The sequence below is a fragment of the Synechococcus sp. M16CYN genome (assembly GCF_040371545.1).
Lineage (GTDB): Bacteria > Cyanobacteriota > Cyanobacteriia > PCC-6307 > Cyanobiaceae > Parasynechococcus.
On sequence record NZ_AP029048.1, the window covers coordinates 1356283 to 1382153 of the forward strand.

General features: G+C 46.4%; 26 protein-coding genes. 11 read left to right on the plus strand and 15 right to left on the minus strand.

What is annotated here, in order from left to right; translation table 11 throughout:
* The first annotated feature begins 16 nt into the window (after positions 1-16).
* Positions 17-139, plus strand: a complete 123-nt coding sequence (locus ABWV55_RS06530; RefSeq protein WP_353291322.1) for a hypothetical protein — start codon at positions 17-19, stop codon at positions 137-139.
* Here the strand turns inward: ABWV55_RS06530 and ABWV55_RS06535 are convergent.
* A complete protein-coding gene (locus ABWV55_RS06535; RefSeq protein ID WP_353292646.1) occupies positions 120-1532 on the minus strand; it encodes an aminotransferase class V-fold PLP-dependent enzyme in 1413 nt (470 codons plus the stop codon). The two genes, ABWV55_RS06530 and ABWV55_RS06535, sit on opposite strands and share 20 nt — an antisense overlap.
* Positions 1533-1627: 95 nt before the next feature.
* On the opposite strand from ABWV55_RS06535, the gene ABWV55_RS06540 reads away from it, so the two are divergent.
* Positions 1628-2101 (plus strand): nucleoside deaminase, encoded by a 474-nt coding sequence (locus ABWV55_RS06540; protein ID WP_353292647.1) that lies wholly within the window; start codon positions 1628-1630, stop codon positions 2099-2101.
* On the opposite strand, the gene ABWV55_RS06545 is transcribed toward ABWV55_RS06540, so the two are convergent.
* A complete protein-coding gene (locus tag ABWV55_RS06545) occupies positions 2043-3227 on the minus strand; it encodes an alanine--glyoxylate aminotransferase family protein (protein ID WP_353291323.1) in 1185 nt (394 codons plus the stop codon). The two genes, ABWV55_RS06540 and ABWV55_RS06545, sit on opposite strands and share 59 nt — an antisense overlap.
* Before the next feature lie 96 nt (positions 3228-3323).
* Entirely contained in the window at positions 3324-3848 is a 525-nt protein-coding gene (locus ABWV55_RS06550; RefSeq protein WP_353291324.1) for an allophycocyanin subunit beta, read from the minus strand.
* Between the two features lie 209 nt (positions 3849-4057).
* On the opposite strand from ABWV55_RS06550, the gene glnA reads away from it, so the two are divergent.
* From glnA to ABWV55_RS06565, 3 genes are all read left to right on the plus strand, one after another.
* Complete coding sequence (gene glnA, locus ABWV55_RS06555; RefSeq protein ID WP_353292648.1) at positions 4058-5479, plus strand: type I glutamate--ammonia ligase; 1422 nt, start codon at positions 4058-4060, stop codon at positions 5477-5479.
* Between the two features lie 117 nt (positions 5480-5596).
* Positions 5597-6661: a methyltransferase domain-containing protein gene (locus ABWV55_RS06560; protein WP_353291325.1), complete on the plus strand. Its 1065-nt coding sequence runs from the start codon at positions 5597-5599 to the stop codon at positions 6659-6661.
* A 695-nt stretch (positions 6662-7356) separates the two neighbouring features.
* A complete protein-coding gene (locus ABWV55_RS06565) occupies positions 7357-7611 on the plus strand; it encodes a DUF6439 family protein (RefSeq protein WP_353291326.1) in 255 nt (84 codons plus the stop codon).
* Here ABWV55_RS06565 and ABWV55_RS06570 read toward each other — a convergent pair.
* Both ABWV55_RS06570 and ABWV55_RS06575 read right to left on the minus strand, forming a co-directional pair.
* Positions 7582-8004, minus strand: coding sequence for an ATP-binding protein (locus ABWV55_RS06570; protein ID WP_353292649.1), 423 nt, complete (start codon positions 8002-8004; stop codon positions 7582-7584). The two genes, ABWV55_RS06565 and ABWV55_RS06570, sit on opposite strands and share 30 nt — an antisense overlap.
* Before the next feature lie 64 nt (positions 8005-8068).
* Positions 8069-8788 (minus strand): GUN4 domain-containing protein, encoded by a 720-nt coding sequence (locus ABWV55_RS06575; RefSeq protein WP_353291327.1) that lies wholly within the window; start codon positions 8786-8788, stop codon positions 8069-8071.
* Between the two features lie 40 nt (positions 8789-8828).
* On the opposite strand from ABWV55_RS06575, the gene mnmH reads away from it, so the two are divergent.
* Genes mnmH through ABWV55_RS06590 form a run of 3 tightly spaced genes read left to right on the plus strand, consistent with a single transcriptional unit; the run spans position 8829 to position 11369 of the window.
* Positions 8829-9872 carry a tRNA 2-selenouridine(34) synthase MnmH gene (mnmH, locus tag ABWV55_RS06580; RefSeq protein ID WP_353291328.1) on the plus strand — a complete coding sequence of 348 codons (1044 nt, stop codon included), beginning with the start codon at positions 8829-8831 and terminating at the stop codon, positions 9870-9872.
* Positions 9873-9897: 25 nt separating this feature from the next.
* Positions 9898-10293, plus strand: a complete 396-nt coding sequence (gene psb28, locus ABWV55_RS06585) for a photosystem II reaction center protein Psb28 (RefSeq protein ID WP_353292650.1) — start codon at positions 9898-9900, stop codon at positions 10291-10293.
* Positions 10290-11369 (plus strand): AI-2E family transporter, encoded by a 1080-nt coding sequence (locus tag ABWV55_RS06590; RefSeq protein ID WP_353291329.1) that lies wholly within the window; start codon positions 10290-10292, stop codon positions 11367-11369. Before psb28 ends, ABWV55_RS06590 begins: the two co-directional genes overlap by 4 nt.
* Before the next feature lie 692 nt (positions 11370-12061).
* On the opposite strand, the gene ABWV55_RS06595 is transcribed toward ABWV55_RS06590, so the two are convergent.
* From ABWV55_RS06595 to rsmA, 8 genes are all read right to left on the minus strand, one after another.
* Positions 12062-12199: a hypothetical protein gene (locus ABWV55_RS06595; RefSeq protein WP_353291330.1), complete on the minus strand. Its 138-nt coding sequence runs from the start codon at positions 12197-12199 to the stop codon at positions 12062-12064.
* Positions 12189-12410 (minus strand): hypothetical protein, encoded by a 222-nt coding sequence (locus ABWV55_RS06600; RefSeq protein WP_353291331.1) that lies wholly within the window; start codon positions 12408-12410, stop codon positions 12189-12191. Before ABWV55_RS06600 ends, ABWV55_RS06595 begins: the two co-directional genes overlap by 11 nt.
* Complete coding sequence (gene secF / locus ABWV55_RS06605; protein ID WP_353291332.1) at positions 12403-13389, minus strand: protein translocase subunit SecF; 987 nt, start codon at positions 13387-13389, stop codon at positions 12403-12405. Before secF ends, ABWV55_RS06600 begins: the two co-directional genes overlap by 8 nt.
* Positions 13390-13392: 3 nt before the next feature.
* Positions 13393-14880: a protein translocase subunit SecD gene (secD, locus tag ABWV55_RS06610; RefSeq protein ID WP_353292651.1), complete on the minus strand. Its 1488-nt coding sequence runs from the start codon at positions 14878-14880 to the stop codon at positions 13393-13395.
* Entirely contained in the window at positions 14880-15875 is a 996-nt protein-coding gene (locus ABWV55_RS06615) for a pyruvate dehydrogenase complex E1 component subunit beta (protein ID WP_353291333.1), read from the minus strand. The genes secD and ABWV55_RS06615 overlap by 1 nt, the downstream gene beginning before the upstream one ends.
* A gap of 169 nt (positions 15876-16044) precedes the next feature.
* Positions 16045-16368, minus strand: coding sequence for a DUF3082 domain-containing protein (locus tag ABWV55_RS06620; RefSeq protein WP_353291334.1), 324 nt, complete (start codon positions 16366-16368; stop codon positions 16045-16047).
* Positions 16365-17288, minus strand: coding sequence for a 4-(cytidine 5'-diphospho)-2-C-methyl-D-erythritol kinase (gene ispE / locus ABWV55_RS06625; protein ID WP_353292652.1), 924 nt, complete (start codon positions 17286-17288; stop codon positions 16365-16367). The genes ABWV55_RS06620 and ispE overlap by 4 nt, the downstream gene beginning before the upstream one ends.
* Positions 17289-17307: 19 nt before the next feature.
* The gene (gene rsmA, locus ABWV55_RS06630; protein WP_353291335.1) at positions 17308-18114 is read right to left on the minus strand and encodes a 16S rRNA (adenine(1518)-N(6)/adenine(1519)-N(6))-dimethyltransferase RsmA; all 807 of its coding nucleotides are present in this window, start codon (positions 18112-18114) and stop codon (positions 17308-17310) included.
* Between the two features lie 961 nt (positions 18115-19075).
* Between rsmA and ABWV55_RS06635 the strand changes: the two genes are divergently transcribed.
* Genes ABWV55_RS06635 through ABWV55_RS06645 form a run of 3 tightly spaced genes read left to right on the plus strand, consistent with a single transcriptional unit; the run spans position 19076 to position 20383 of the window.
* A complete protein-coding gene (locus ABWV55_RS06635) occupies positions 19076-19522 on the plus strand; it encodes a pentapeptide repeat-containing protein (RefSeq protein ID WP_353292653.1) in 447 nt (148 codons plus the stop codon).
* Positions 19523-19526: 4 nt separating this feature from the next.
* Entirely contained in the window at positions 19527-19952 is a 426-nt protein-coding gene (locus ABWV55_RS06640; protein ID WP_353291336.1) for a hypothetical protein, read from the plus strand.
* Positions 19949-20383: a 23S rRNA (pseudouridine(1915)-N(3))-methyltransferase RlmH gene (locus ABWV55_RS06645; RefSeq protein ID WP_353291337.1), complete on the plus strand. Its 435-nt coding sequence runs from the start codon at positions 19949-19951 to the stop codon at positions 20381-20383. The genes ABWV55_RS06640 and ABWV55_RS06645 overlap by 4 nt, the downstream gene beginning before the upstream one ends.
* Before the next feature lie 3215 nt (positions 20384-23598).
* On the opposite strand, the gene dnaG is transcribed toward ABWV55_RS06645, so the two are convergent.
* Together dnaG and ABWV55_RS06655 are read right to left on the minus strand one after the other, a co-directional pair.
* Positions 23599-25728 (minus strand): DNA primase, encoded by a 2130-nt coding sequence (gene dnaG, locus ABWV55_RS06650; protein WP_353291338.1) that lies wholly within the window; start codon positions 25726-25728, stop codon positions 23599-23601.
* Positions 25728-25850 carry a hypothetical protein gene (locus ABWV55_RS06655; RefSeq protein WP_353291339.1) on the minus strand — a complete coding sequence of 41 codons (123 nt, stop codon included), beginning with the start codon at positions 25848-25850 and terminating at the stop codon, positions 25728-25730. The genes dnaG and ABWV55_RS06655 overlap by 1 nt, the downstream gene beginning before the upstream one ends.
* Between the last annotated feature and the right edge of the window lie 21 nt (positions 25851-25871).

Genomic DNA, 25871 nt, shown 5'->3' on the forward strand with positions numbered 1-25871 from the left:
GAGATACAAAAGTCCAATGACCACAGAAATCGCGCCAGTCACGATGGCGATCCAGCGCGAGCGTCGCGTTTGTTTCGGCATTTCTTCTCTTGAGGAGATATTAATTGTGGTCGATCAATTCAAAACACTGAGGCATTAATTCGTTGGGCCAAATCCGTCAGATGGTCAGGCGTGGTGTGCGGGTTGCCAAACACGCCTTTCAAGCAGAAACGATCGCCATAGAAAGGACGCGACAGCATGTAGCCAGCTGATAGCAACTGCTGACGTGTTTGCTGACTCCAGGCTTCACAGCTTTGGGGATCTCCTTTGATGGGATGGAAAGCCTGGAGGTGAAGTGCACCGGGCAGTAATCTTAAGCGGTCGCTATCTAATTGGTTGGCAAATATCTCTCGTCGTTTCAACGCGGAAGAGAGCACAGTTTCAAGACCAGCCTCACCGAGCTGGCGCAGACCCAGCCAAAGTTTGAGCACTTCAGCAGGGCGAGTTCCCTGCAATCCGACCTCTCCCCCGTGGTAACCAGTGGTCGAATTCTCCATATAGGGAAGTCCTGTACCGAAGGTCGCTCGGAGTTGATGATGCTGTCGAAGCAGAAGTAGTGATGAGGCTTTGGTGATGCCGAGAAGCTTTTGTGGATTTAGGGTGATGGAGTCCGCCTGCTCAAGGCCGCGCATCAAGGGAGCGTGCGCTGCACTAAGAGCAAAAACACCACCAATGGCGGCATCCACGTGCAACCAGATACCGGCACCACGACAAAGGTTTGCCAATTGTGGTAAGAGATCGATGGCGCCACGCACCGTCGTGCCCGCTGTTGCCACAATGGCTAAGCAGGGACGATTAAGCCGACGAAGCTGACTAAGCCTCTGTTCAACAGCCGACAAACAAAGCCTTCCCTCCGAATCGGTTGGCAAAAATTGCAGAGCATCGTCTGATAAGCCCATCACTCGGACGGCTTTTACTAATGACACATGGGCATCGTTGCTGCACAAAATCACACCGTTGTTGCCGCCAACACCAAAAGTGCGCGCCGTGACCAAACCCATCAAATTGCTGAGGGTTCCACCACTCGCCAAAACCCCACCGGAACCATTCGGAAGACCAAGTCGCTGACAAAACCACCGGCATAGTTCGTGTTCCAAGCTGGAGAGTCCTGGGGATAATTCGTCTGCCAATAAGTTATTATTGAGCCCGGCACACACCAGTTCCGCCGCAATTGATGCTGTGAGGGGTGGTGGATCAAGGTGAGCCAAGGAACCAGGGTGTGACGGTTGAAATGCTCCATCCATCACTACCTGAAGATCATTAAGGAGTGCATCGATGTCAGCTGTCTCTGTACCAGGCGCGATCGTGGGCTGTGGTCGCATCAATGGTAGAGGGCTATGTTGATGTGCTGATCCAATCCAAGAACACAGGAGATCAGCCGTCCTGTGAAGAAAGTCCTGCAGCACAGGATCCGCTGCATAGGGTGCCGCAAACGGAGCCAGCTGAGCCGTTGAAGGGTGTGGATCGGAGCTGACGTTGGCGCGCAAGTGCATTGACTGAACTGCAGTGATCCTCGTCTTTCGTAGGATGGTGCTCACAGGCATCAATGCATTTCAAGGTGGATCAAAACGGTCGCTTTCAAGCCTGGATGGAAGTTCTTCTTCAACGCGCACAGGTCACCGGCAAAAACGGGGAAGTGCCTGTTGCAGCTGTTGTTTTGGATCCCACCGGCCGGGCAATTGGTCATGGCCGGAACAGGCGTGAAAACCAACAAGATCCATTGGGGCATGCTGAACTAGTTGCTCTTCAACAAGCCGCTCTTGTGTTAGGTAGTTGGCGGCTCAACCACTGTTGTCTAATCGTGACACTCGAACCGTGCCCGATGTGTGCAGGAGCACTTGTGCAGGCGCGTATGGGAACCGTTGTTTATGGAGCACGAGACTTAAAAAGGGGCGCACTCGGCGGAACGATGAACCTGTCAAACCACACCAGCGCCTATCACAAGATGGCGATAGACGGAGGACTGATGGAGGTCGAAGCTTCCAGTCAGTTAAAACGTTGGTTCAAGCAACGGAGGCAGCGTAACCGCCGAAACGAGGCAGCTCTGTCTCAAACAAGTTAAGCAAACGATTGACATTCTGAGGATTAGAATTGTATCCCATCAAGCCGATGCGCCAAATCTTGCCCGCAAGAGAACCCAATCCACCTCCGATTTCAACTCCGTACTGATTAAGAAGGTGTCGGCTGAAAGCTTTTCCGTCGACCCCCTCAGGAATACGAACCGTCGTAAGTGTGGGAAGACGACGGTCGGCGGGCACGTGCATAGACAATCCCAAACTCTCTAAGCCAGCCCACAACGCTTCTGCATTTTTACGGTGTCTTGCCCAAGCCTGGCCAACCCCTTCTTCTGATAAAAGGCGTAGAGCTTCACGCATACCGAAGTTCATGTTCACAGGAGCCGTGTGGTGGTAAATACGGTCGTCACCCCAATACTTGTTAAGCAAAGAAACATCGAGATACCAGTTGGGGACTTTGCTGGTTCGAGCTTTCATCTTAGTTTCAGCCCGCGATCCCATGGTGAAAGGACCCAAACCTGGAGGACAGCTCAACCCCTTCTGACTACAGCTGTAAGCCAAGTCCACCTTCCACTCATCGATATAGACAGGTACACCACCCAAAGATGTCACCGTATCTAGAAGCAGGAGACAATCGTGCTTTCGACAGAGATCGCCGACCCCGTCCATAGGTTGACAGACACCAGTGGAGGTTTCTGCATGCACTATTGCCAGGATGGCTGGCTTGTATTCGATTAGAGCAGCCTCGAGTTCATCTAATGAAAACCACTGGCCCCAAGGCTTTTCAAGCTTTTTAACTTTAGCTCTATACCGGTTGGCCATGTCAGCAAGACGAAGACCGAAATATCCCTTCACCGCGACGAGGACTGTATCCCCTGGTTCAACAGTATTGGCAATCGTGGCTTCCATTGCCGCGCTGCCCGTGCCACTCATTGGCAGTGTGAGATAGTTGTCGGTCTGCCAGGCATAGCGCAAAAGCTCCTGAACTTCGCCCATCAATTCGATATAGAGGGGATCTAGGTGACCAACAGGGGTACGTGCCAATGCCTGAAGGACAGTTGGATGGGCGTTGGATGGACCAGGACCTAATAACAGTCGATCGGGCGTCGCAATCTTGGCAAAAGACTTGCGGTGACGATCGTCAACTGGGAGAGGATATTGCGCCGTCACCAAGGCCCTTAACGCTCTTTCTAAAAACAGAGCTTAGGCAGCTGTCGCCTTACTGAGGCTGCTAAATCAACCAATCGCAATCCTACTGAAACTTTAAATTCAGCGTCGACGAATGTCAGTTTCACCCAATCCGCAAGCTAAATGATTAAAAGGCTGGAATACTACGGCTAATTCTTTGGAAGACACTCCTTGTTTCAAGAGATTCTCAGTGACGACTTCACCGAGCAAAACAATGCTGCGCACAGTGGGACCTGTGGGGACTCCAAGACTTTTGTACGTATCGTTGAGACCATTGAGGACTCGTTCATCAAGGACGGCGTTGTCACCTGCCACCAAGGCATAACTGGCGTAGCGCAAAAAATAGTCCATATCACGAAGACAAGCTGCCAGTCGCCGGGTGGTGTAAGCGTTTCCACCAGGGAGCAACAAGTCTGGCTCAGATTGGAAAAGGCGCTGGCTAGCCTCACGCACAATTTCGGCAGCTTTAGTGTTGATTAGTTCAACAGCACGAATTCGCAGCTCCGATTCGCCGAGATACGACTCAATGCTGTCGATCGCCAACCTATCGAAATAGCGTCCCAGCTGGTCATAACGACGGATCAGACCAGTGATGGCGTCGCGCATATCTTAAAAGTTCTGAGACAAGGCTGACTGAGAGGGTAGCTCCGATCTACATAGAAAGGCCCCCCCAGCGAACCTGCAATCCTTATTTTTTGACAAAAACGGTTACGCAAACAATATCGAAAAGAGTCAATGTCCCTTTTGATACCATAGACGAAGTGGTCGATACCCTTGCGGTTTCCCCACCATACGAGTTTGGCATTTGCTATTTCATGGCCAAAACACCTCAGGAGGTCCTTAGTCAAGTCAAAGACGAAGGCATAGAGCTGATCGATTTGAAGTTCACTGACTTTCATGGCAAGTGGCAACATCTAACGGTGTGTTCCAACCTGCTTGAGGAAGGTTCTTTCACCGGGGGCTTGGCTTTTGACGGCTCGTCCATTCGGGGTTGGAAAGCAATTAACACGTCGGATATGGCGATGGTGCCCGACCCCAGTACTACGTGGATCGACCCTTTTTATCGTCATAAGACTCTAAGCATCATTTGTTCAATTCAAGATCCTCGAACTGGTCAGAACTACGAACGTTGCCCGCGAGCGCTCGCGCAACGGGCATTGGTCTACTTAAATGACGGCGGAATTGCGGATACGGCCTTCTTTGGCCCAGAGCCTGAGTTTTTCCTCTTTGATGACGTTCGGTACAAGTCGGCGGAAAGCAGTTCCTTCTACAGCGTTGACACTATCGAAGCTGGCTGGAATACAGGCCGCATTGAAGAAGGCGGTAACCTTGGATACAAAATTCAGGCTAAGGAGGGTTATTTTCCGGTAATACCCAACGACACCGCACAGGATATTCGCTCCGAAATGCTTTTGCTGATGGCGCAGCTTGGTATTCCAATCGAGAAGCATCACCACGAGGTGGCTGGTGCTAGTCAACACGAGCTGGGTATGAAATTTGCCCAGTTAATTGAAGCAGCTGACAATGTGATGACATACAAGTATGTCGTGCGTAATGTTGCGAAGAAATATGGCAAAACTGCTACGTTTATGCCGAAACCGGTGTTCAACGACAACGGCAGTGGTATGCATGTTCACCAAAGCCTTTGGAAAGGAGGCAAGCCGCTGTTTTTTGGAGAGGGTACATATGCCAACTTGTCGCAAACAGCACGTTGGTACATCGGCGGCATACTGAGGCATGCACCGGCTTTCTTGGCTTTCACCAATCCAACCACTAACAGCTACAAGCGTCTCGTTCCTGGTTTTGAGGCACCTGTGAATTTGGTATATTCCGAAGGTAACCGCTCTGCAGCTGTACGCATTCCTCTAACCGGCCCTAGCCCTAGAGCTAAGCGTTTGGAATTCCGTTCTGGAGATGCTTTAGCTAACCCTTATTTAGCCTTCAGTGCCATGATGATGGCCGGGTTAGATGGTATTAAAAATCAAATCGACCCTGGTGATGGCGAAGACCGCGACTTGTTTGAACTCAGTGAAGAAGAGTTACAGAAAATTTCGACCGTTCCACCCTCCTTAGACAGTGCCCTGGAGGCTCTTAACCTTGACCGGGCCTTTCTTACAGAAGGGGGAGTTTTTACGGACGACCTCATCGATAACTGGATCGATCTCAAATACGAAGAGGTCCAGCAGCTGTGTCAACGTCCTCACCCGCACGAGTTTGCCATGTACTACGACGCCTAGCTCAAAACCGACAGGCTGGTTTTTGTCCGTCTTAAGCGAGGCGGACTTTTTTGTGCCTACTAGGGGCCGCATTTTTCAGATACATTCGCTGGAATGGTGGTCTCATATTATGTTTCGATGGCGACCACGCCTCTAAGCAAGCTGGCTTACCAAACTCTCCAACAGGGGAAAAGCATCGCTGGGCTGGCCCATAAGGGGTTAAGCACCAAGCTGATGGAGCTGGTCGCTCCGGATGCTATGCCCAGTACAGAATCGGTATCTGCCGACATCCTCCAAACCCTGCGTAGCTCGATGATGCAGTTGGAAGAGCGTGATTGGCAAGAAGCCGAACAAGGGCTCTACCCTACTGCTCTTCTTTTTGATGTTCCATGGCTTGATTGGGCCAGTCGTTATCCGCAAATTTGGCTCGATTTACCCGCCATATGGAATAGGAAACTGGAACACAATGTACGTGATCTACCTAAAACAACGGATTCCTCGCTTTTTCCGGATTACTACCTCCAAAACTTTCACCACCAAACCGACGGTTACCTTAGTGACCGTTCCGCAGGTCTATATGACCTACAGGTTGAAATTCTCTTCAATGGTACCGCTGACGCCATGCGGCGCCGTGTAATCGCTCCACTGAAACGTGGTCTCAAGCATTTCGCCGACCGTAGCCCGGCGTCGCTTCGCGTCCTTGATGTTGCAACAGGAACCGGTCGGACTCTACATCAAATCCGTTCTGCTCTCCCACATGTGGAGTTAATTGGGATAGATTTATCCGATGCTTATTTACGGCAGGCTAATCGCTGGTTGAACAAGACCCAATCATCTCTTGTCCAGCTAATCCGAGCTAACGGCGAATCTCTTCTGCTTGCTGATGCTTGTCTGCAAGGCGTGACGTGTGTATTTCTATTACATGAGCTTCCTGGCGATGCGCGTCAAAACGTCGTGAATGAGGCATGGAGAGTACTTGAACCAGGTGGTGTACTTGTTTTAGCTGACTCTGTTCAACTGGCTGATGCGCCGCAATTCAGTGTTGTGATGGAGAACTTCCGTAGGTTCTTTCACGAACCTTATTATCGCGACTACATAGGTGATGACATTGACGCGCGTCTTAGAACCGCTGGTTTTAAGGAAATCACCGCCGATTCTCATTTCATGACACGTATTTGGTCTGCCAGAAAACCTGATTGTTGAAAATACCCTTAGCTAATTTACTGAAATGACTCCCTACCGATAAATCATAGGGATGAGACGGTGTCGAATAGTAGTTGCTTTAAAAGAAACTATATAACAGACTTAGTTTAGGATTTGAAGGATTGTCATCGCTCTTCATTACCCATTCCCATTTTACTTGGGCAACAACCTAGCGCGACTATGAAGTTGTCGCTTCCTTAATTAAAATCATCAAAGAAAACCTTTATATAAAGCAGGGTTAGGAGGCAAAAGTTTCATAGTCTTCGATATCCGAGAATTTATTAGACTGAAGAGTAGTTAACTTAATCGTTTGGCCATCTTTGATTATGGTTAAAAGGTGGTATCGATAGCTTGTCGTCTAGTCTAATTTTTTCAGAGAAGTACCAAGCTAATAATAATGCTTCTCATCCTTAGTAACAACTCATCTAGACCAGAATCCCTATCCAGATAAATTGTCTGCGTACGATGCCCCCCAGCTGCAGAACCTGGACTAATTAACAGCTACCCTAGAAGTGATACTTTTGCCGACAGTGGCGAGTCTAGCTTTTAGGTTTTGTCTAACTTTGTAATCTACCCATTTCAACCTTGATTTGCCTTTATACAATTAGCCTGCAGATACCCTAATGTTTTTCTAGTGCTATCCATACGCTCATCTCCTTTCGACCCCGAGACTAAATTAACTTCGCTGCAACGCTATGGATAAACTGAGATCCACCTGGCCTGATCAAGTCCAGATCCTGGCAACAGAACTGCACAATCTTTTAATAATTAGAGACCGAGACTGGCACAAATTGAAGTCACAATCAGGCCGACGGGCTGCCGAACTGCTCGCTGCAGCACTCGTTCAATTAACCCAAGGCGGTAATCACAGCGATGTAGCTGCACTCACCAATCAAGCGCTTGGTTGGATCAAAGGAGAACTAAAAGACCCCGGTTGTCCTCACCATTGAACGGCGAGAAGCCAATTGTAATCGGTTACCTCGACGGCTCCAGCGCACGTCATCAAAGCATTGGTGAATCAGAAACAGTCCACGTCCGTGCCTTGCATCGAGTGCGGTTGGCAACGCAGTGCCTCGCGCATGATCAGGTAGACCACCACCTTCATCTTGGACCTGCCAGACCAGCCAGTTCGGCGTAAGAATCCGCCGAATACGCAGTTGTTTCCGAGGGTTTTCGAAATTACCATGCCGAACCGCGTTGACTAATGCCTCATGAAGACCAAGTTCAATCTTTTGGCCAATCGTCTTACAGCCGACAGGTTCGACCAAAATCTCCAACAGCGGAGCAAGTCGAAGCGTTGACGGCAAAATGAAATCTGCCCAGCGGAACTGGGGAAATGTCACGATCCGCCCTGCGACAAAAATCTCCCGTGAACTCACTTGGTTCAGCCCTCGCCGTCACGATATTTCAAAATTGGCGAGCGATTAAAGCTGGATGACGAAGCACGGCGTCCATCAAACGAACACCACGCAACTGATTAATCAAAGGCATATGGCCTTCTGGGGCTTCCATAGACCACGTGAAAGAATCTGGGTACCGTGTCCAGACTCCTCCTCGCTTCCAGCCGATCCGCTGCCAAAGCTGATCATAACGACCCTTCAAAGTCTTTAACAAACGAGCTTGAGCTGTGAATCCGAATCGCCCTTGGGAATAAACGGTCCAGAGTCGATCAACGCTGACAAGGTCAATCCCCTGCATGAATGACACCTCGCTGAAATAGACGTAACCGCGCTGAACTGCTGCCTCACCGGCTAATTGGCGCAATATATCGCTGGTAAGACGATCGGCTGCTTCAAAATCCTGATGTAGAAGATGGCGTTGCAGCGGAGCGAAATCCAAGCCAATAGCCGATTCCACGGTGAACCAACCTTTCGTTGAATCAGTCAGCAACGCTGTGACAGCGTCGGGTTGATAGCGTTGGAGCACCTGTAGGATCCAACCGGGAGCCCAATCGTCCCCATTGGGATCGAAGGGATCAAGCACCGAGGGACCAAGTTTCGCCAGGTCGTCGACGCGTGCTTGGATCGTCTTAATGAGCGACCGACGCTGTCGTGCACTACCTGTGACTAAGAGCTCAAGAAGTAGGTCGATACTGAGGTTTGGAGCGGGTGTGGAACCGGAAAGCATTTTTCACAGCTAGCTCTGTTAGGCACGGTGCTAGTCCACTATGTCAGGAATGGAAGATGATTGTCCCATTGCAATCGACGAGTTGCGAAATCTACACGGCCCACTGGTAGATGTTAGAAGTCCGGCTGAATTTTTGAAAGGCCACTGGCCCGGCGCTACCAACCTTCCTTTATTTAATGACGAAGAGCGAGTTGCAGTTGGCACAAGTTACAAGCAGGACGGGCGGATTCAGGCAATTCACCTGGGACTTCGTCTCGCCGGCCCCAAAATGAGCGCTTTGGCCAACAAGCTTGAGCAGTTCAGAGGTTTAGACCGGCCAAGAATCTATTGTTGGAGAGGAGGGATGAGGTCAGTCAGTATGGCTTGGCTAGCCGAGCAGATTGACCTCAAGCCGCTGCTACTTCAAGGCGGATACAAGGCATACCGTCACTGGGCCCAATCGCGTTTCGACCAGCCTTGGCCTCTTCGGATTATAGGTGGTCAAACAGGTACAGGGAAAACTGATTTGCTGCTAGCTCTGAACCAGAAAGGCGTCGCGGTGCTTAATCTTGAGGGCCTTGCCAACCATCGAGGCAGCAGCTTCGGTGGTCTTGGACTTCCGGACCAACCTAGTACGGAACATTACGAGAACCTGTTAGCGGAAGTATTGGATGGTTACCGACAAAGCAATGTTCGATCTATTTGGTTAGAGGCGGAAAGCATTCAAGTAGGTCGTTGTCGAATTCCCAAAAGCCTTTTTAACCAGATGAGATCTGCCCCCGTAATAGAAATCCGTCGCAGTCTCCCTGAACGTGTGAAGCAACTGGTGGAGGTTTACGGGCACCAAAGTGCTAAAGCTCTAGCAGACGCGACACACAGAATCAGCCGACGGCTTGGACCACAACGAACGGAGCAGGCTCTGGGGGCAATCGCACAACAGGACTGGACTAAAGCCTGCCGAGTTCTACTCGATTACTACGACCGCTGTTACGATCACGCGCTGTCGCATTTTTCCAAACCGGACAGTGTTGATTTAACCGGGCAGACGGCAACGGAGGCAGCTGATTGGCTTATTGGCAACAAAATTGTTGAGATTTCCTCCTAAAATCCCCTTCAAACAAGGGAGGCCTATGGCCGAGGCAAAAGGAACGGCATCGATTCAATTTTTTCGGGGCGTCGATGAGCCTGTCGTTGCTGATATTAGTCTCACCAGAAGCCGTGACGGCAGGACTGGACAAGCGAAATTCGTGTTTGAGCAGCCTCAGGCCCTTGCCCCTGAAACCTTCGGAAACATAGGTGGTATGTGGATGGTTGATGAAGAGGGCGAGATGGTGACTCGCGAAGTGAATGGCAAGTTCGTCAACGGAGTGCCTAGTGCTCTTGAGGCCACCTACACCTGGAAAACAGAAGAAGATTTTGAACGGTTCATGCGTTTTGCTCAGCGCTACGCTGACTCCAACGGTCTGGGTTACTCACAGAATCAGAAGTCTGATCAGACTGAAGGCACTTCTGAAGGCCAAGATTGAGATTGTCTCAATGGCTGTTTCTGACGGCCTTAGTTGCAGCAACCACCCTGCTTTGGTCTCTGCGCGAGGTTCTGCTTCTGCTCTTTGCAGGAATTATCCTTGCGATGGCTCTTTGCACATTGGTAGGCATCCTGCGAGAACTACTTCCAATAAGGCGACCCCTAGCTGTTCTGGTTTGCCTAAGCGGACTTCTCGCTCTGTTCACCACTATGCTAACTGTGGTGATCCCGCCTTTTTTGGAGGAGTTTGCCCTACTTCTCCAGCAACTTCCGAAGGCTGCGCGGACTTTACTCGGCTTGGCCTTCGATTGGATCAACGGCATCAGCCGAACCATCTACGGGAGTAACTTTCCTTCAAGCTTTCAAGAATTTGGCTTCTCTAACCCAGGTAATCTTGTCCCTGACGGTCAATCTCTGGCTGTAGGGCTGGGCAGTGGCCTCCTTGGTCTTCTTGGCCTGGCCGGCAACCTGAGCAGCGGTCTAGTGCGTTTACTGTTTGTCCTTGCCGTAGCTCTAATGATAAGTGCCCAGCCTCAGGGGTACCGTTCTGTCAGTCTGCAGCTTATCCCTTCATTTTATCGGCGTCGAGCATCAAAAGTTTTAGATCTATGTGGCGATGCGTTGAGTAGCTGGATGGTAGGGATTTTGATCAGTTCCCTTGCTGTTTCAGCACTTTGTGGAATGGCTTTATCAATGCTGGGAGTAAAATTAGTTCTTGCCAATGCCCTCCTCGCTGGCCTGTTGAATGTGATACCCAATGTAGGACCTACGATGAGTACCATGTTCCCGATGGCCGTGGCGTTATTGGATGCACCGTGGAAATCAGCAGCGGTACTTGGTGTCTATGTGGTTATTCAAAACCTAGAGAGTTATATCATCACCCCTTCGGTTATGCAGTACCAGGTGGAACTACTACCAGGACTGACCCTGACGGCCCAGTTTGTATTCACACTGATGTTTGGACCCCTAGGTTTGTTATTAACACTTCCCTTGGCAGTTGTCCTCCAAGTCATAATTCGTGAAGTCTTAATCCATGACGTTTTGGACCATTGGGAACGTGTCGAAGCCAAATTATAAACATAATATACTGTGTATCTCGTTATTCCCAAACCCACATGTGGTATCACTACATAGGAAGTAGCATGCCTTGACTGTTTAAGTCAACTTGGGCCGTTATCAGCCATTGTTAGGATTACAATTAATCTGAGTGGATTGCGCTTGGTATTTATTTACTGACTAGACCAACTAGCTACCGGATGAATTCAACATACTTTCGCTGATTGATTCAGCGATATTAACCTCGCAACTAGCTACCTAGCTACTACATTTTCAACCAACAGACAGTGATTTCCTCACCGTTAGGACTTCGCTCGCCCCGTTGAGCAAGCTGGGTCACAGGACTCTCATCTTTTATTGTTTCAGTCATCAATGCTACCACTTTTCGACCGCGGTCTCAAGCTTTTAACATTAAGACTTTGTCCGGGCGCTTTAGCTAACGCTTCGTAACTTCGATCTACTTCTGCCAATAATATTGCTAATTCATAAGGCCATAAGTCTTCGCTAACGCCTATAACATCAGTCTTCAATAATAGCCTCGGGGAGCTTAGTCCAAACAAGCCTATCAGTTCTTACTACCGATAGCTGTAATGTGAACTGGTACAGTACAGCACATGGGCCGCAAACTTAATCGATTCTCCAAACGTAGCTTGCCCTGATATCGTCCTGATCGTGCACGTCACATCTGTTTGGATTGTGTGGCAGTCATGACTCTAAGGCCTTACCTGAGTAGGAACGGATCCTTGTGTGATGGTTGTTAGCAATAGCCTTGCCGAACGCAATGAGGTTGCTGGAGCAGTCCGTCCCTGTTTCAACCCAATAAAAATCCAAGCTGCTACACTACCCGCCATAACGCCGCCAGAGAGATACGGAGCTCAGCAAGACTGCGATCGCAAGCTGATGGTGATAGACCGCGTAAGAGAAACCTGTCACGGTAAAATGATCAATAAGAAGAATAAACTCTGTCCGTAAATCACCGATTGCTAGAGCGAGCAATAGCAAAGGTATCCACCGCGTGGGCAAGCGCTGCATGGATACAGATAAACGACTGGGATTAATCATCTAATGGCTCCCAAAGCATAAGCAGCGAGGGAGCCAGGGCGATACTAGACCAGCTACCAACTATCACGCCAAAGACAAGGGAAATAGCAAACCAATACAAGGTGGCACCGCCAAAAAAAACCAAAGTCAACAAAGGCATCAGTGTGGTTCCACTGGTATAAAGTGTGCGCGCTAACGTTTTGGAGACGGCTTGGTCTACGTGCAGCCTGAGCGGCAGATCAGATTCCTGTTGCGTTTGTTTACGAATACGGTCAAATACAACTACCGTGTCGTTCACTGAATAGCCAGCAATGGTGAGCAGAGCAACTGCAAAGAGACTATTGACCTCGAGCTGAAATAACAGGCCGCACCAAGCAAAGATCCCGCAAATGATAGTCACATCGTGAGCTAAGGCAACCAGGGCTAAAAAGGCGTAACGTCGGCTGTAACGAAAGGAGATGTAGAGCGTGATTCCAGCAAAGGCAACTGACAAAGATATAAGGCTGCTCTGCAATAACTGACGGCCAAAACTCGGGCCAATGGTGTCGACAGATTGACCACCAGCTTTAAAGGGACCGGCAACTAGCTCAACGGCTTCAATCACCGCTTGTCCTTGAGCAGCAGAAAGTGTCGGGAGTCGCAGCAATAGCAACTGGCCACTATTAAGCAACTGCACGCGAGGTGAATCCAGCCGAGGTAGAGGAGGGTTGGCCCCGCGAGGCAGTGTGATTTTGCGTATGGTTTCAGAAATAGTGACAACTTTGAGGTCACTGCAGGCCACTTCGCAGTTTCGCTCCAACTGGATTTGTGTGCCACCAGTGAAATCAAGACCGAGTCGGAGCGGAGCGTGAATCACTGGATCAAGCCAACACAACATTATCCCTAGCGAGCTCACCACAACGGCGGAGGTTGAAATCAACCACACTTGTCGTCGCACGGAGATCAAAGACCAATGCAACTGATGAACGTCATTTGCCGCAGTAGAAGACGCATCAACCATGAACTAGGCAGACGAAGTAGAGAGTTGTCTATTAGGTAAAAAGTTGCTAGAAGAGCGAAGGGCTGGATAACTCATAAGGAATCTCAGCAGTGTGCGCGTACAGGTGAGCGCCGTAAACAAACTCAGCAAAACACCAAGGCCGAGAGTGACAGCAAATCCCTTGACTAGGCCGGTACCAAAAAAAAACAATGCTCCGCAGCTGATTAATGTGGTCAAGTGTCCGTCCATGATCGACGAAAATGCCTCAAGAAAGCCTGTATCGATTGATCGAATCAATGTATTTCTACTGCGTAGCTCATCTTTAATACGCTCAAAAATCAGAATGTTCGCATCCACAGCCATACCTACGCTAAGAATGAACCCAGCAATTCCTGGTAGAGTCAGAGTGACTGGGATCAAGGCATAAACCGCCAGGTTGAACAGGACATACAAACTTAGGGCAACAACCGCTACTGCCCCTGGTAGTCTGTAAGCGGAGACCATGAACACAGAAACGAGAGCCAGGCCAGACAGAGCGGCAGCCAGGCTACGACGAATGTTTTCCGTACCAAGGGTTGGTCCAACAGTACGAACTGCAACGACCTCAACAGGGAGTGGAAGCGATCCACCCCGCAACTGCACCTCCAACTCCCGGGCTTCCTCAGCCGTGAAGTTACCACTTATGCTAGCGGAACCACCAGAAATTCCAGCCGCTCGGAATTGTGGTCCAACACTAGCTTCGCTAATGACTTGGCCATCTAAAAAGATGCCCAAGAGACGATTGGTACCAGCAACCAATTTGGTTAGTTCAGCAAATGCTCGAGCACCTTCACCATTGAATGAAAGCATTACTTCCCAGTTATTTGAGTTGTTTTGCATGGGTTGACGCCCGGCTGAAACCAGATCCTTGCCAGTGAGTGCAGCCGCTTCAAACTGTTGAACAATCTCCTCGTTCACTTTTTCAAGTAGTTGTTGCATTTGCTCTGTTTCATTCATGGTCTTTTCATCAAGACCAAAACGCTCCTGAGCTTCTTTCAACTTGCCGAGGTTAAATTTTTCGTCGTTGAGGAGTTCCCCACTATGAATCTGTTCCTTTCGCAAGGAAAGAATGGCTTGCACTTGCGAGCGAAGTTGACGCAGCTTTCTGAGATTTTCTTCCACACCAGGCTTTTGAGCACGGAATTCAAGTAACGCCGTGCTACCGAAAATCCTTACGGCGCTCGTGGGATCCTGCTCACCTGGGATCTGCAGCACCAACTGAGTTTCTCCCACGGTTTGTAGGATCGATTCGGCTACACCAAGACCATTAACACGACGTTCAAGCACTGCTTTCACTGCCTGAATTACTTCTGAATCAACGCGAGTGATTTCTGCTGTAGGAGCAACCTGCACAGTAATCTGACTACCGCCCCGGAGATCCAAACCAAACTCTAAAGGAGTCCGGAGTAAGAATATTCCAGCTGCGATTGCTAGAGCAAGAACAAAAGCAAACCAACCCTGATAGCGCACCATCAATACCCTGGCTGGACTGTCCGGCATGTCACTCGCTTTGCCGCCTCAACGATTTGATGAGGTTGAATAATGGTTAGATTTTCAAGGGAGCCATTGTAAGGTGTTGGAATATCTTGACTCGAAAGGCGGATCGGGCACGCGTCAAGATCATCAAAACAGTGCTCCGTAATTAAAGCTATGAGCTCAGCACCAATGCCACCAGTTTTCATACATTCTTCGACCACTATTACGCGATGAGTTTTATGAATAGAACGACTGATCGTGTTCATATCTAACGGCTTCAAGCTAATCAAATCGATCAGCTCAACACTTACTCCATCAGCATCGAGTTGTTCTATCGCCTTGAGACAGTGATATCTCATTCTTGAATATGTGATAATTGTGACGTCATCGCCTTTCCGCACTAGATCCGCTTGATCGAGCGCACAGGTGTAATCGCCTTTCGGTAGCTCCTCTGTAAGGTTGTAGAGTAAGACATGCTCAAAGAAAAGAACCGGATTGTCATCCCGGATTGCTGCCTTCATTAATCCCTTTGCGTTCGTGGGCGTACTGCATGCCACAATTTTGATTCCAGGAACAGCGTGGAAATAGGCCTCAAGCCTCTGGCTGTGCTCAGCGCCAAGCTGACGACCCACACCACCTGGACCGCGTACCACCGTTGGGATCGTAAAATTACCTCCACTGGTATACCTCAACATTCCCATGTTATTAGAGATTTGATTAAAGGCGAGAAGTAAAAAGCCCATATTCATACCTTCCACTATCGGCCTCAACCCCGTCATCGCAGCACCGACTGCCATTCCGGTGAAACCATTTTCAGCAATCGGAGTATCAAGCACTCTCAATTCACCATATTTCTCATACAGGTCTTTAGTGACCTTGTAACTGCCGCCGTACTGACCAACATCCTCCCCCATCACGCAAACGTGAGGGTCGCGAGCCATCTCCTCATCGATGGCTTCTCGCAGAGCATTGAAGAGAAGTGTTCCTGACACGGCATTACTGTGATCCCGGCTAAACCGGATTAAGGAACCACGCTATCTCAACCGCCGGCAGCAAAAGTGAAGAGTAGTAAAATAGACAACAGCATGGCTGGTGATAGAAGCAATACCAGCTGACCTAGGTCGTGGGGCGTCATCAATACAGAAGCAAGTTCTTTGGACGTTAGGCAGAGCTCTTATAGCCCTTTGTAAAAAGGCTGCGAAAGAAGACCAACATCAAACCAAGGGCTACAAAACTTGTGCTGAAAACGGCTATGAACGATAAGCCGACGAGAAGCGTTTTCAAGGTGACCGCAATATTTTGGGAGATCGGCGACTCATAGTGGGGCGGATGGATTGTGAAATAGACAACTATCCGTCGACTCATGTTGATAGCTAGCCAAGCCAAGCAGCCCGCAGTTAAAGCTCCGGATAAGAAGTTAAGAGGACCTTTGATCGGATCCTTTTGTTTCTTCTCGGTTTCTTTGGATAAAGTGGTATTGATCATGGTTCAATGCTCACACCATTGGACCGCAACGAACAAGTCCAAGCCGTGAGTCCTGCTGCATTCAGTCTCGTAGCCAGCGTCGCCGCCGCTTGCTCGCACTGCCGCTGATCCCGAAATAGGGCGAAACAGCTCGGTCCCGAGCCGCTCATCGCTACAGCGAGGGAATTTGGAAGGGTGCTAAGGAGTTGAAGCGATGTCTGCACCGCAGTCAATTCGGATTCCACCACGGTTTGTAAATCGTTTCTAAGGGGAGGTGGGCAGTCGGTGCGTAATGGTCGAAGCCAAACAGCGTTACGCAATTCCGTTCGACGGGATTCGAACGCTTGTTCTCCCTGGAAATATTGATTTGCATTCATCTCTTTACAACGTCGATACGCCCAGGAGGTTGATACACTAACTCCAGGGTCTTTCAATAGAAGCACAGCCAAGGAGTCGTTTGCAGTGGGCACTGGTTCCAACCTCTCGCCACGACCAAAACAGAGTTGGGTACCTCCGGCCACACAAAACGGCATGTCTGATCCGAGTTCAGCGGCCATGGATTCCAGGTCAGCATTGGTGTAGCCAAGTTTCCACAGCGCATTTAGTCCGACCAGAGCTGCCGCACCATCGCTGGATCCCCCAGCTAGACCGGCCCCGACAGGGATCCGTTTCTCTAAATAAATCAATACCCCCAGTTCCTCGAAACCCGAACGCTGCCGGAGCAATTCAGCTGCCTTCAATACCAAATTGTCGCTGCCAACGCTTAGGCTGGGATCGTCGCAGGCGAGCACAATTTGCGCATCAGCCGTGTTCATGAGCCGAAGGCGATCTGCCAGATCAATGCTCTGCATCACCATAGCCAGCTCATGGAAGCCGTCCGGACGAAGCCCCAACACTTCCAAATGTAAATTCACTTTAGCTGGTGCCGTCACAGTGATCATGGCGATCAAGAGGGTGAGTTCAAGTGTTGAGGTTCAAACCTCTCGCCAGATCGACCCAGGTCTCAGCGGCTACCTCCTGAGGTCGTTGCTGGAGGTTAATTCCAATCGATGCAGCTACTAGTTCCAAACGCCTAGGATCAATCACAGATGTGAGCGTGTTGCGCAACATCTTGCGCCGGGTTTGAAAAACCCGTTTCAGGAGCCACTCTACCTGACTGGCTAAGCCTGATTCTAAGCGCTTCTCTGGCGGGAATGGCTTTAACAGAATGGCCTCCGACTCTACCTTTGGTGGTGGTTGGAAACAACAGGGAGGAACTGAACAAACCCAAGAGCAATGAGCCAGGAGCTGCATCCGAACACTCAAGGCACTGAAACCACTCTGACCCGGTTTGGCTCGAATTCGTTCGGCCACTTCTTTTTGTATCAGTAACACCAAGCACTCATATGTTGGATTAGCTGGTCGGTCGAGACGCCCAATCAAACGCCCTAATAATGGACCTGTGATGTTGTAAGGGATATTGGCAACAACCTTGTTAGCAAAACTTGCATCAGCCAGACGCAGCGACGCCTGTAAGACATCACCCTGCTGAAGGCTGAATTTGGGGTGGCTTCCAAAGCGATTTTGGAGAACTTCCACCAGGTTACGATCCAGTTCTATCGCATGGATTAGTGCTGCCGACGAAGCAAGTAATCGTTTCGTCAGAGCACCATGTCCAGGCCCCACCTCTAAAATGCGGTCATCCGGTTGGAGATCGGCAGCCTTTACGATCTGAGCAAGTACCTGCTCATCATGCAGCCAATGCTGACCAAAACGCCTACGAATCACATTGGTTCAAGTACCTAAGGATATATAGTGACTCTAAAATCTCTTCGTACGACCGAGTCTAGGTTGAGTTAAGTTGAGTATTTCGCATTGTGTAAAATCACTCGGTCAGGGCATGAGGGATAATCTCCATAGGTAGCTCTGTCGCAAAATACATCACTCCTTTCGTATCAAACTCCAGCATGAGTTAGTCTTGAATTACTAGACTTCGCCGATTATAAGCTTTAATGTGATTGTTTTTTCGTGAGAGTAAGCTCAGGGATAGGTGTATTTCCGAAATGCCCATTTGAACGAAAACGAAATACAAACAGTATGGGAGTATGGATTAATAACTCTCAAAATAATGAATCTTGAATAACAACAAGATCAACAAAGCCCTATCAAGTCACGCCGCCTTAGTCGATTTATTATTTCGAAATCTCATAGACATATATCCTACAACATTTGGATTCTAAAATTCGAAGAAAATCAGAGGAAGCAACAACTCTAAGAACATTTCCAGTGCGTATTATGCTCTCAACGCAATTAATTTATGACCAACTACAACACACAGATAAAGAAATACAAAACAAGTTTGCGAGAGTTGACGTAGCGTGAAGGTGCTGGTATTAGGTGTGCCAGAACGTGGACCGTCGGTTGCTAGGTTGCACCCCTCACCTAAGCCTTAACTGCCGGGTTTAGGTTTTTGTTATTACTCAGTAAGTTCGATCAATTTTAGTGACATGCCGGCGTGGTAAGGCTAGGGTCCAGCTCTTGTCCTTAGGTCGATGAGCCTTGGAAGCCGTTTTAACATCCAATCTTCTGTTCAGTACAGCTGCTGCAAGTACGTTTTCACGCTATGTGATCCCATCGATTTCTAGTCTGTCACAATGAGTCATAGTAGAACTCATTTAAGTTTATGACACCATTAAGGATGGAACAGATGTATAGCGGACAACTAGCTTTTTTAGTCGCATTCTTTTTCATGCTGACCCCGTTTGTTTGTTTTACTGCGTCAACCATGGCAGCCATGGATGTGGCCAAGCAGGTGCTCATTGGCGCTGATTATTCCCATAAAGATCTAGCTGGGGCTACCTTCAACCTCAGCAATCTTCGAGAAGCTAACCTCTCTGGCTCTGATCTTCACGGAGCCAGTTTGTATGGAGCAAAGCTCCAGGACGCCGACCTCAGTAATACAGACCTGAGGGAAGCTACTTTGGATTCGGCTGTACTGATCGGCACCAACTTGCGCAACGCGGTATTGGAAGGCGCTTTTGCGTTCAACACCCGTTTCACTAATGTTGTGATCACCGGTGCCGATTTCACAGACGTACCCATGAGAGCTGATCAGATCAAAAGTCTCTGTGGTGTTGCGGACGGCACTAACCCCGTCACGGGCCGCGATACTCGTGAAAGTCTCGGCTGCAACTAAAAATATGAGTTTTAACTCCCACAGTTTAAATCGCCTGCGTGAATTGAGCAGGAGCTTACCGCAACGTCTTCCTGAACCAAAAATGCCGACAAGGCCAAAGGCTAGTCAAATCCGCCACAAGGTGGAAACAGAAGAAGATACTGAGAATTTATTTCGGGAACTGATGCAAGTAAGCAGTGATGGAAAGGTGCCTAAGCACTTAATGACTCGCTTAAAACAACTTGAACAACGCCAAGCGTTCTCATCAAGAACTATTAACTTATCATCCGAGGCTAAGCCCAATCTACCTCTCTTAAACAAGGCTCCCGCTGGTCGAAGCAAAGCCGTCGATCCTCAGCGATCAAAAGTAACCGCTAGCAATGAATTAGATAGCCTCTATGTGGCTTTTCACCAAATGCTGCTCGAAGACGAAGAGCATCCCAGTAATTGAACCCCTCTCGTTGTCGGATTTTGGCAGTGGGAAAGGTGCGCCGCGGTTGGATTCAGGAAGGAATAGATCTTTACTTGAAACGATTACCTGGTCTCAATGTTATCGAGTTGCGCGATAGTACACCTGAAAAAGAAGCTGAAGCAGTCCAGGCTGCGATACATCCAAAGGAAAACCTCATAATTCTTATGGAACAAGGAGAATATTTGGGTTCCGTTCTTTTCGCGAAGCGCTTGGAACACTTAGGGAACGAGCGACTTGTTTTCGTGATCGGTGGTGCTGATGGAATGACTGCAAAGCTCAAATCACGAGCGAATTGGCAGCTCAGTCTTTCACCGATGACCTTCCCACACGAACTCGCGCGGCTGATTTTAGTCGAGCAATTATTCCGAGCCCAAACAATCCTTCAAGGTGGCCCTTACCATCGGGCCTAGGGATAGACGATTCTGAACTAATGATTATCGGACTTAGGATTGACCTGATGCTCTATACTTTCACCCTGTTGTTTTCTGTACATGAGAAATCAGTAAATTAATTTATTCGACACCCTAATAATATCAAATATTTCTATATTTATGTTAAAAACAATCTAAATCTAAAAAATTAATTATTAAGTTTTGCTAAACAGCATGAGTATATTATTTATGTGTGAAAATTTATTTTTAGCGTGACATTCTTGAAAAATAATCTCTGGAAACAGTTAAGATAGGCGTCAGAATAGTATTAAATATGACAAGATACTAATTTATGCAGATAATCTGTTATTTTTAAATACTATTAAATTTTATCTATAGTGCCATTAATCAGCTAAAATATTAATCCCACTTCTAGAGAAAAAAGACATAAAATTATAATATAAATACTAGAGAAAATCTCTCCATCTAATATTTAAGAAAAGATTAGATGGAAGCACTATTACATTGTCTGCTGGCTACATCTGTGGCGACTTTACATTCTAAAATCTATTTATTTAGATTCTTTATAGTGATATATAAGTCATCTTAATAATTATTTTTTTGAATAATATTCAAGATTTTAAATTTATCAAAAATAATAATTACAATAATTTTTTACTTAATCAGAAAATTAATCTTTAACCTTCCTTGATACAGATTCTATCTGCTAAATAAATAAGTTGCAATATTATTGATCAAAGTCAACGGCTTCATAAATATTTTGGATTAACAAATTCGCCAAACCAGCAACGAAGTATTTAATTGCTTGATACACGCATAAGCTTAGATAGCAAAAGTTAGACTAATTGTGTTGTTCATCTTCACTAAGTTGCGATTGGCATAATTTTTATCAATTCGTTATCTTTACGACAACACTTACGAGATTCTCAATAACATGTTCCATCAGAATACTTATACTTTTTGGCTCAGCTAGTGATCTGATTATCGTGGAGCAAAATCTGGACATAAGGATGACTAACTAACCTCAAGACAGATCACTATCTCAATGAATGCTTATGCCCTCTTACAAAGCTTTCTTGCTTTGCTTAATCTTTTAGAGCTATAATAATGAGTATAACTTTAATAATGACTTTAATTAATACATTAATAAAAAGTGAAATTAAATATATCTTCACTGATTACTATGCTTTACTTTTTTCCTATGCTGTATCTATTTAGCATGAATTATGCACATAAAATTATTAATAGTCATTCTGTCATACAAAAAATTATATACCCATTTTTAAGATTCATTTCTATAATTTTAATTTTTACTGTGATAGAATTGGTTAGTAATTTTTCCGAGAATTTGTAGAAAAACTTATTTAAAAATAAGGATTATTTAGTAGATAAAAACATCTAAATCAACAAGAGTCTAAGTATATAAGAGTAAACAATGCCACTAATTAAAACCTTTTCGCGGAGCGCAACTTAACCTCACAGATATATGAACGAGCTGCTCGAATAAGTATAAAATACAGTTGTATAGTCATTCTTTGACCAATTCATTTTAGATCATATATTAGCATTTCAGTATTAACTAAGTTGATAGTTTTATAAGTAGAGATTTGCCTCAACTAGTAGTTGATTAATACACGCTCTTATATCTAACTTAGTGTACTCGGAAGCAGCAACTTGAAAATCAGAGTTTGAACGATATTAGAAGAAGTTTAGTATAATAGTACTATTTCTCCTATTCTCCTGATATTGAGTTGTTAAGAATGATATATACTTGTTCTTACTAATCAATATAAAGCTAAAAATTACGATGAATAAATAAAAATAACTATTCCAAATAACTTAGGATTTTGAACAGCAAAAGTGATTACCTTAGAAAATAAAATGACACTGTAAATAGTGATAGATTTACCAACCTAGTAAGGCTTAACAATTTTAGGTAAATCAAGGTTAAGGTTTTAACTAAGTAGCTCAATATTAATAATATTTATCTGATACAAATTAGTTAACTGATAAAAAATAATAGAAATGATAAAATAACGACTAAGTTTTAATCATTTATAACATGATAATCATAATTATAGAAACAGCTACTATTATTATCAATGTTGATATGAGCAAACTTGAAAAAAGCTTTTTTTAATGTGAGTCTGATTACAATCAGTAGCAGCGGTGGATGGAGTTAGTAGCCACTGGATTGGTCATATTGAAAAAGAGCACGAATAATATAGTTGAGTTTTTATCGTTATTATTGATGGTTAAGTAGGCTAAGAAAAAGTCGACAATAAAGAAATAAAAATTGTTTGGTTATCATTATACATGATAGAGTTATGATTTTTGACTAGTTCTTTAATTAAATCTTTATTATAGTATAGATAGCAAAAATATTTCTAGAATCGGTAGTAAATTTGTCAAAATGAAAACCATTAAGATAATAAACAATTAGTTAAAATAATCAATAATCTTATACTTAAGCAAGAGACGTCAGCAGATACTTAATAGACTTTTAAAGTAAATAAATATGCCATCCTAGCAATTTTGTTTTGTTTACCTAGCCATTCAAGTACTATAGTTTAATCAAGCGTCACACCACTGTTATTGGATTTTAAATGCAATTAAAAGCAACAAAAATTAATCAAATTTAGATTAAAACTTTTTAAAATATGAAAGATTTACTTTTTAGCGACACACCATTTTATTGAACTGATTATAATAAATAGTAAAACTATGCTATTGTATTTACTGAATATTAAAAATCAAAATTAATTTTATTGGGTTTACGCATTTATGAGAAGAATAGTTACATAAAATTTATTAATTTGATCACTATTCATTTATCTATACATAGCCAAAATATTCGCATTGCGAATTGTTTATGCTACTAGTTCTATAATGTATAAACCAGAAAAACATAAGTGCTTTTGCTCTGTAGATAGTTACGGAGCAATTTTTATTTTGTTTATATTAATTAGATCATCACAGATTTAACATTTGGCTCAATGAGTAGCTGGATGGAAAGATTAACAAGTTGCTTTTCACAACTACAATTTTTAGCTAAAGATCATGATAAGTAGCTTAAGAAGCTTGACGGATTAGAATTATATTGAGATAAAAATATATTTTAAATAGATAAACCTGCCAATGATTAGATGTCATAAAATAACGGCGCGCTTTACCATTATGTTGAGTTACAGGGGCTGCCAATTTGAAGAACGATGGCTTAGGCAAAAACACAGTTAACCAGATTCGGAATCCTGAGTTTGAAGGTATCGACTTCCATCAACTCGTACTGTAGGCAGTATCATCTCAGCCGCGTTTTTAGCCAGCGCTGCGTAGCTTCCGCAGCGCTGCCGGTCGAAATGCAAAAGACATCTGCGCTCAGCATAGTACAACTCCTGGTAATGCAATGCATCGCGATTCAAATCATTAAACAACGACTGGATAAGCTCTTCCATATTGACATTGTCCTGCTGATCTGTAGTCTGATTCGATTGGTCGATGATCATTGCGATACATGACTCCAACGTTTGTAGTTGTTGGCTGCCCCATGTTTCTAGTAAATGGCGACAACGTTTCAAACTTTTTTGACGTTCGAGCAGCGCAGCTGTACCGCGTAAATATTTAAGCGGATCGGAAAGGGCAACTTGTTGGAGTTCGTCTAATTTGAGCAACGGAGTGAGATATGATATCAAAGCATTGTTTTCTAATAACAGCTGATCGGTAAGCAACTGGGGCAAATCTAGGACATCTAAGCCTTCTCCAGCATCTTCACGGCAGTTGATTGCTTTAAGACGACCAGCCCCCAGATTTGTTTCCTCAATTTCAGTAATTGCAGCCCAAATATGATTATAGTGCTGAATGGCGAAATCCTCGAGTTCTCGTTCATGTAATTCTTGGCGAATCATTACCCGATTATGAGGGCAATGGAGATACAACCGAAGTAAGTCGGCTTCTGAACGCTCCTGCTGGCTCAACTTATCGGTTTGTTCATGGTGTTTTAAGCGACCATGCCAACGCTGTCCTCTCACTTGCTGACGTAAGTCTTCCTCAAGTTGCAGGGCAAGACGTCCCCGCCCACCGCTCAGTCGTTCTGCTACTCTCTGCAGGTAGTGGGTTCTTACAGCAGATCTGGGTAGCTTTCCAAACAAAGCAGCTAGAGAGCTAACTGCTTGCTGGAATTGATCAGCGGACTCCAGATCACGGTCAGCCAAGACTTGTTCGACCTGCCAGTCTAGCCATAGCGGGGCTTGATTTAATAACGCCCGGTAATCATCTGCGTTGTGATCTTTGAGGAACTCATCTGGATCTTTCCCCATAGGCAAATTAAGGACCCGCAGCTCCAGTTGGCCTTGAAGCGCCAGTTGCGCCACTTCATCGATCGCTCGATTAACAGCACGAATCCCAGCACCATCGGCGTCAAAATTAAGCACAACACGTTTGTTTTCGTTGACGCGGCAAAGCTGTGTGATTTGCCAATTGCTGAGAGCGGTACCAAGGGCAGCTACCGCATTAGTAATGCCCGCAGCGTGCAACGCGATTACATCGAAATAGCCTTCTACGACCACGGCACAGCCGTTTTTTCGAATTGCATTAGACGCCTTATCAAGTCCGAATAGATGCTTTCCCTTTTCAAAAATCTCTGTTGCCGGAGAGTTAAGATACTTTGGCTCACTGTTATCTAGGCTACGGCCACCAAAGCCAACGACGCGCCCTTGGCGATCATGAATCGGAATAATCACACGATGACGAAAGCGATCGTAAAACCGATTGCTGTGTTTCAAGGGAACTACTAAACCAGCCGCTTCGAGGAGTTCCGAAGGCATCCTCTCTACCTGGTGCATGTGCTTTAGAAGTCCATCCCATTGGTCTGGGGCATATCCCAGTTCAAACACCTCTGAAATGGCAGGGCTGAAACCGCGTTTATCTACAAGGTATTCGACAGCCTCTTTGCCAGCAGGGCTCTGTAGCTGGCTACGGAACCAGCCGGAAGCAAGGGCTAGTACGCGCTGTAATGCGCTGCGCCGGGATAGGTACTGGCTTAATCGTTTCTGCTGCGAACCATCAACAGTCTCAATTGGGAGGTGGTATCGACGTGCCAGTTCCAGCACCACATCGCTGAAGTTTTGATGCTGAAATTCCATCAAAAACTTGATAGAATTTCCCCCAGCCCCACAAGAAAAGCAATAGTAAAACTGCTTGGTTGGAGAAACCGTCATCGACGGCTTGCTATCGTCATGAAAGGGACAAATGCCGACGAACTCGCGTCCCTTTTTCTTTAAAACAACGTGTTCACCGACAATATCAACTATATCGGCTCGTTCCTTGACGGCCTCAATCGTTCGTGGATGTAGGCGGGCGTTGACCATTACACCATTCTGCGAAGTCGCAGGACACTATCCGCTCCCATGCATCCGCAACCGATGTCTGACCGTGAACCAGCTCCATCGTGGCGGACTAGCGGCCAGGTTAAGGGCAGCTGCTCACTCATATCTAGCTCACTGGCTTTTAG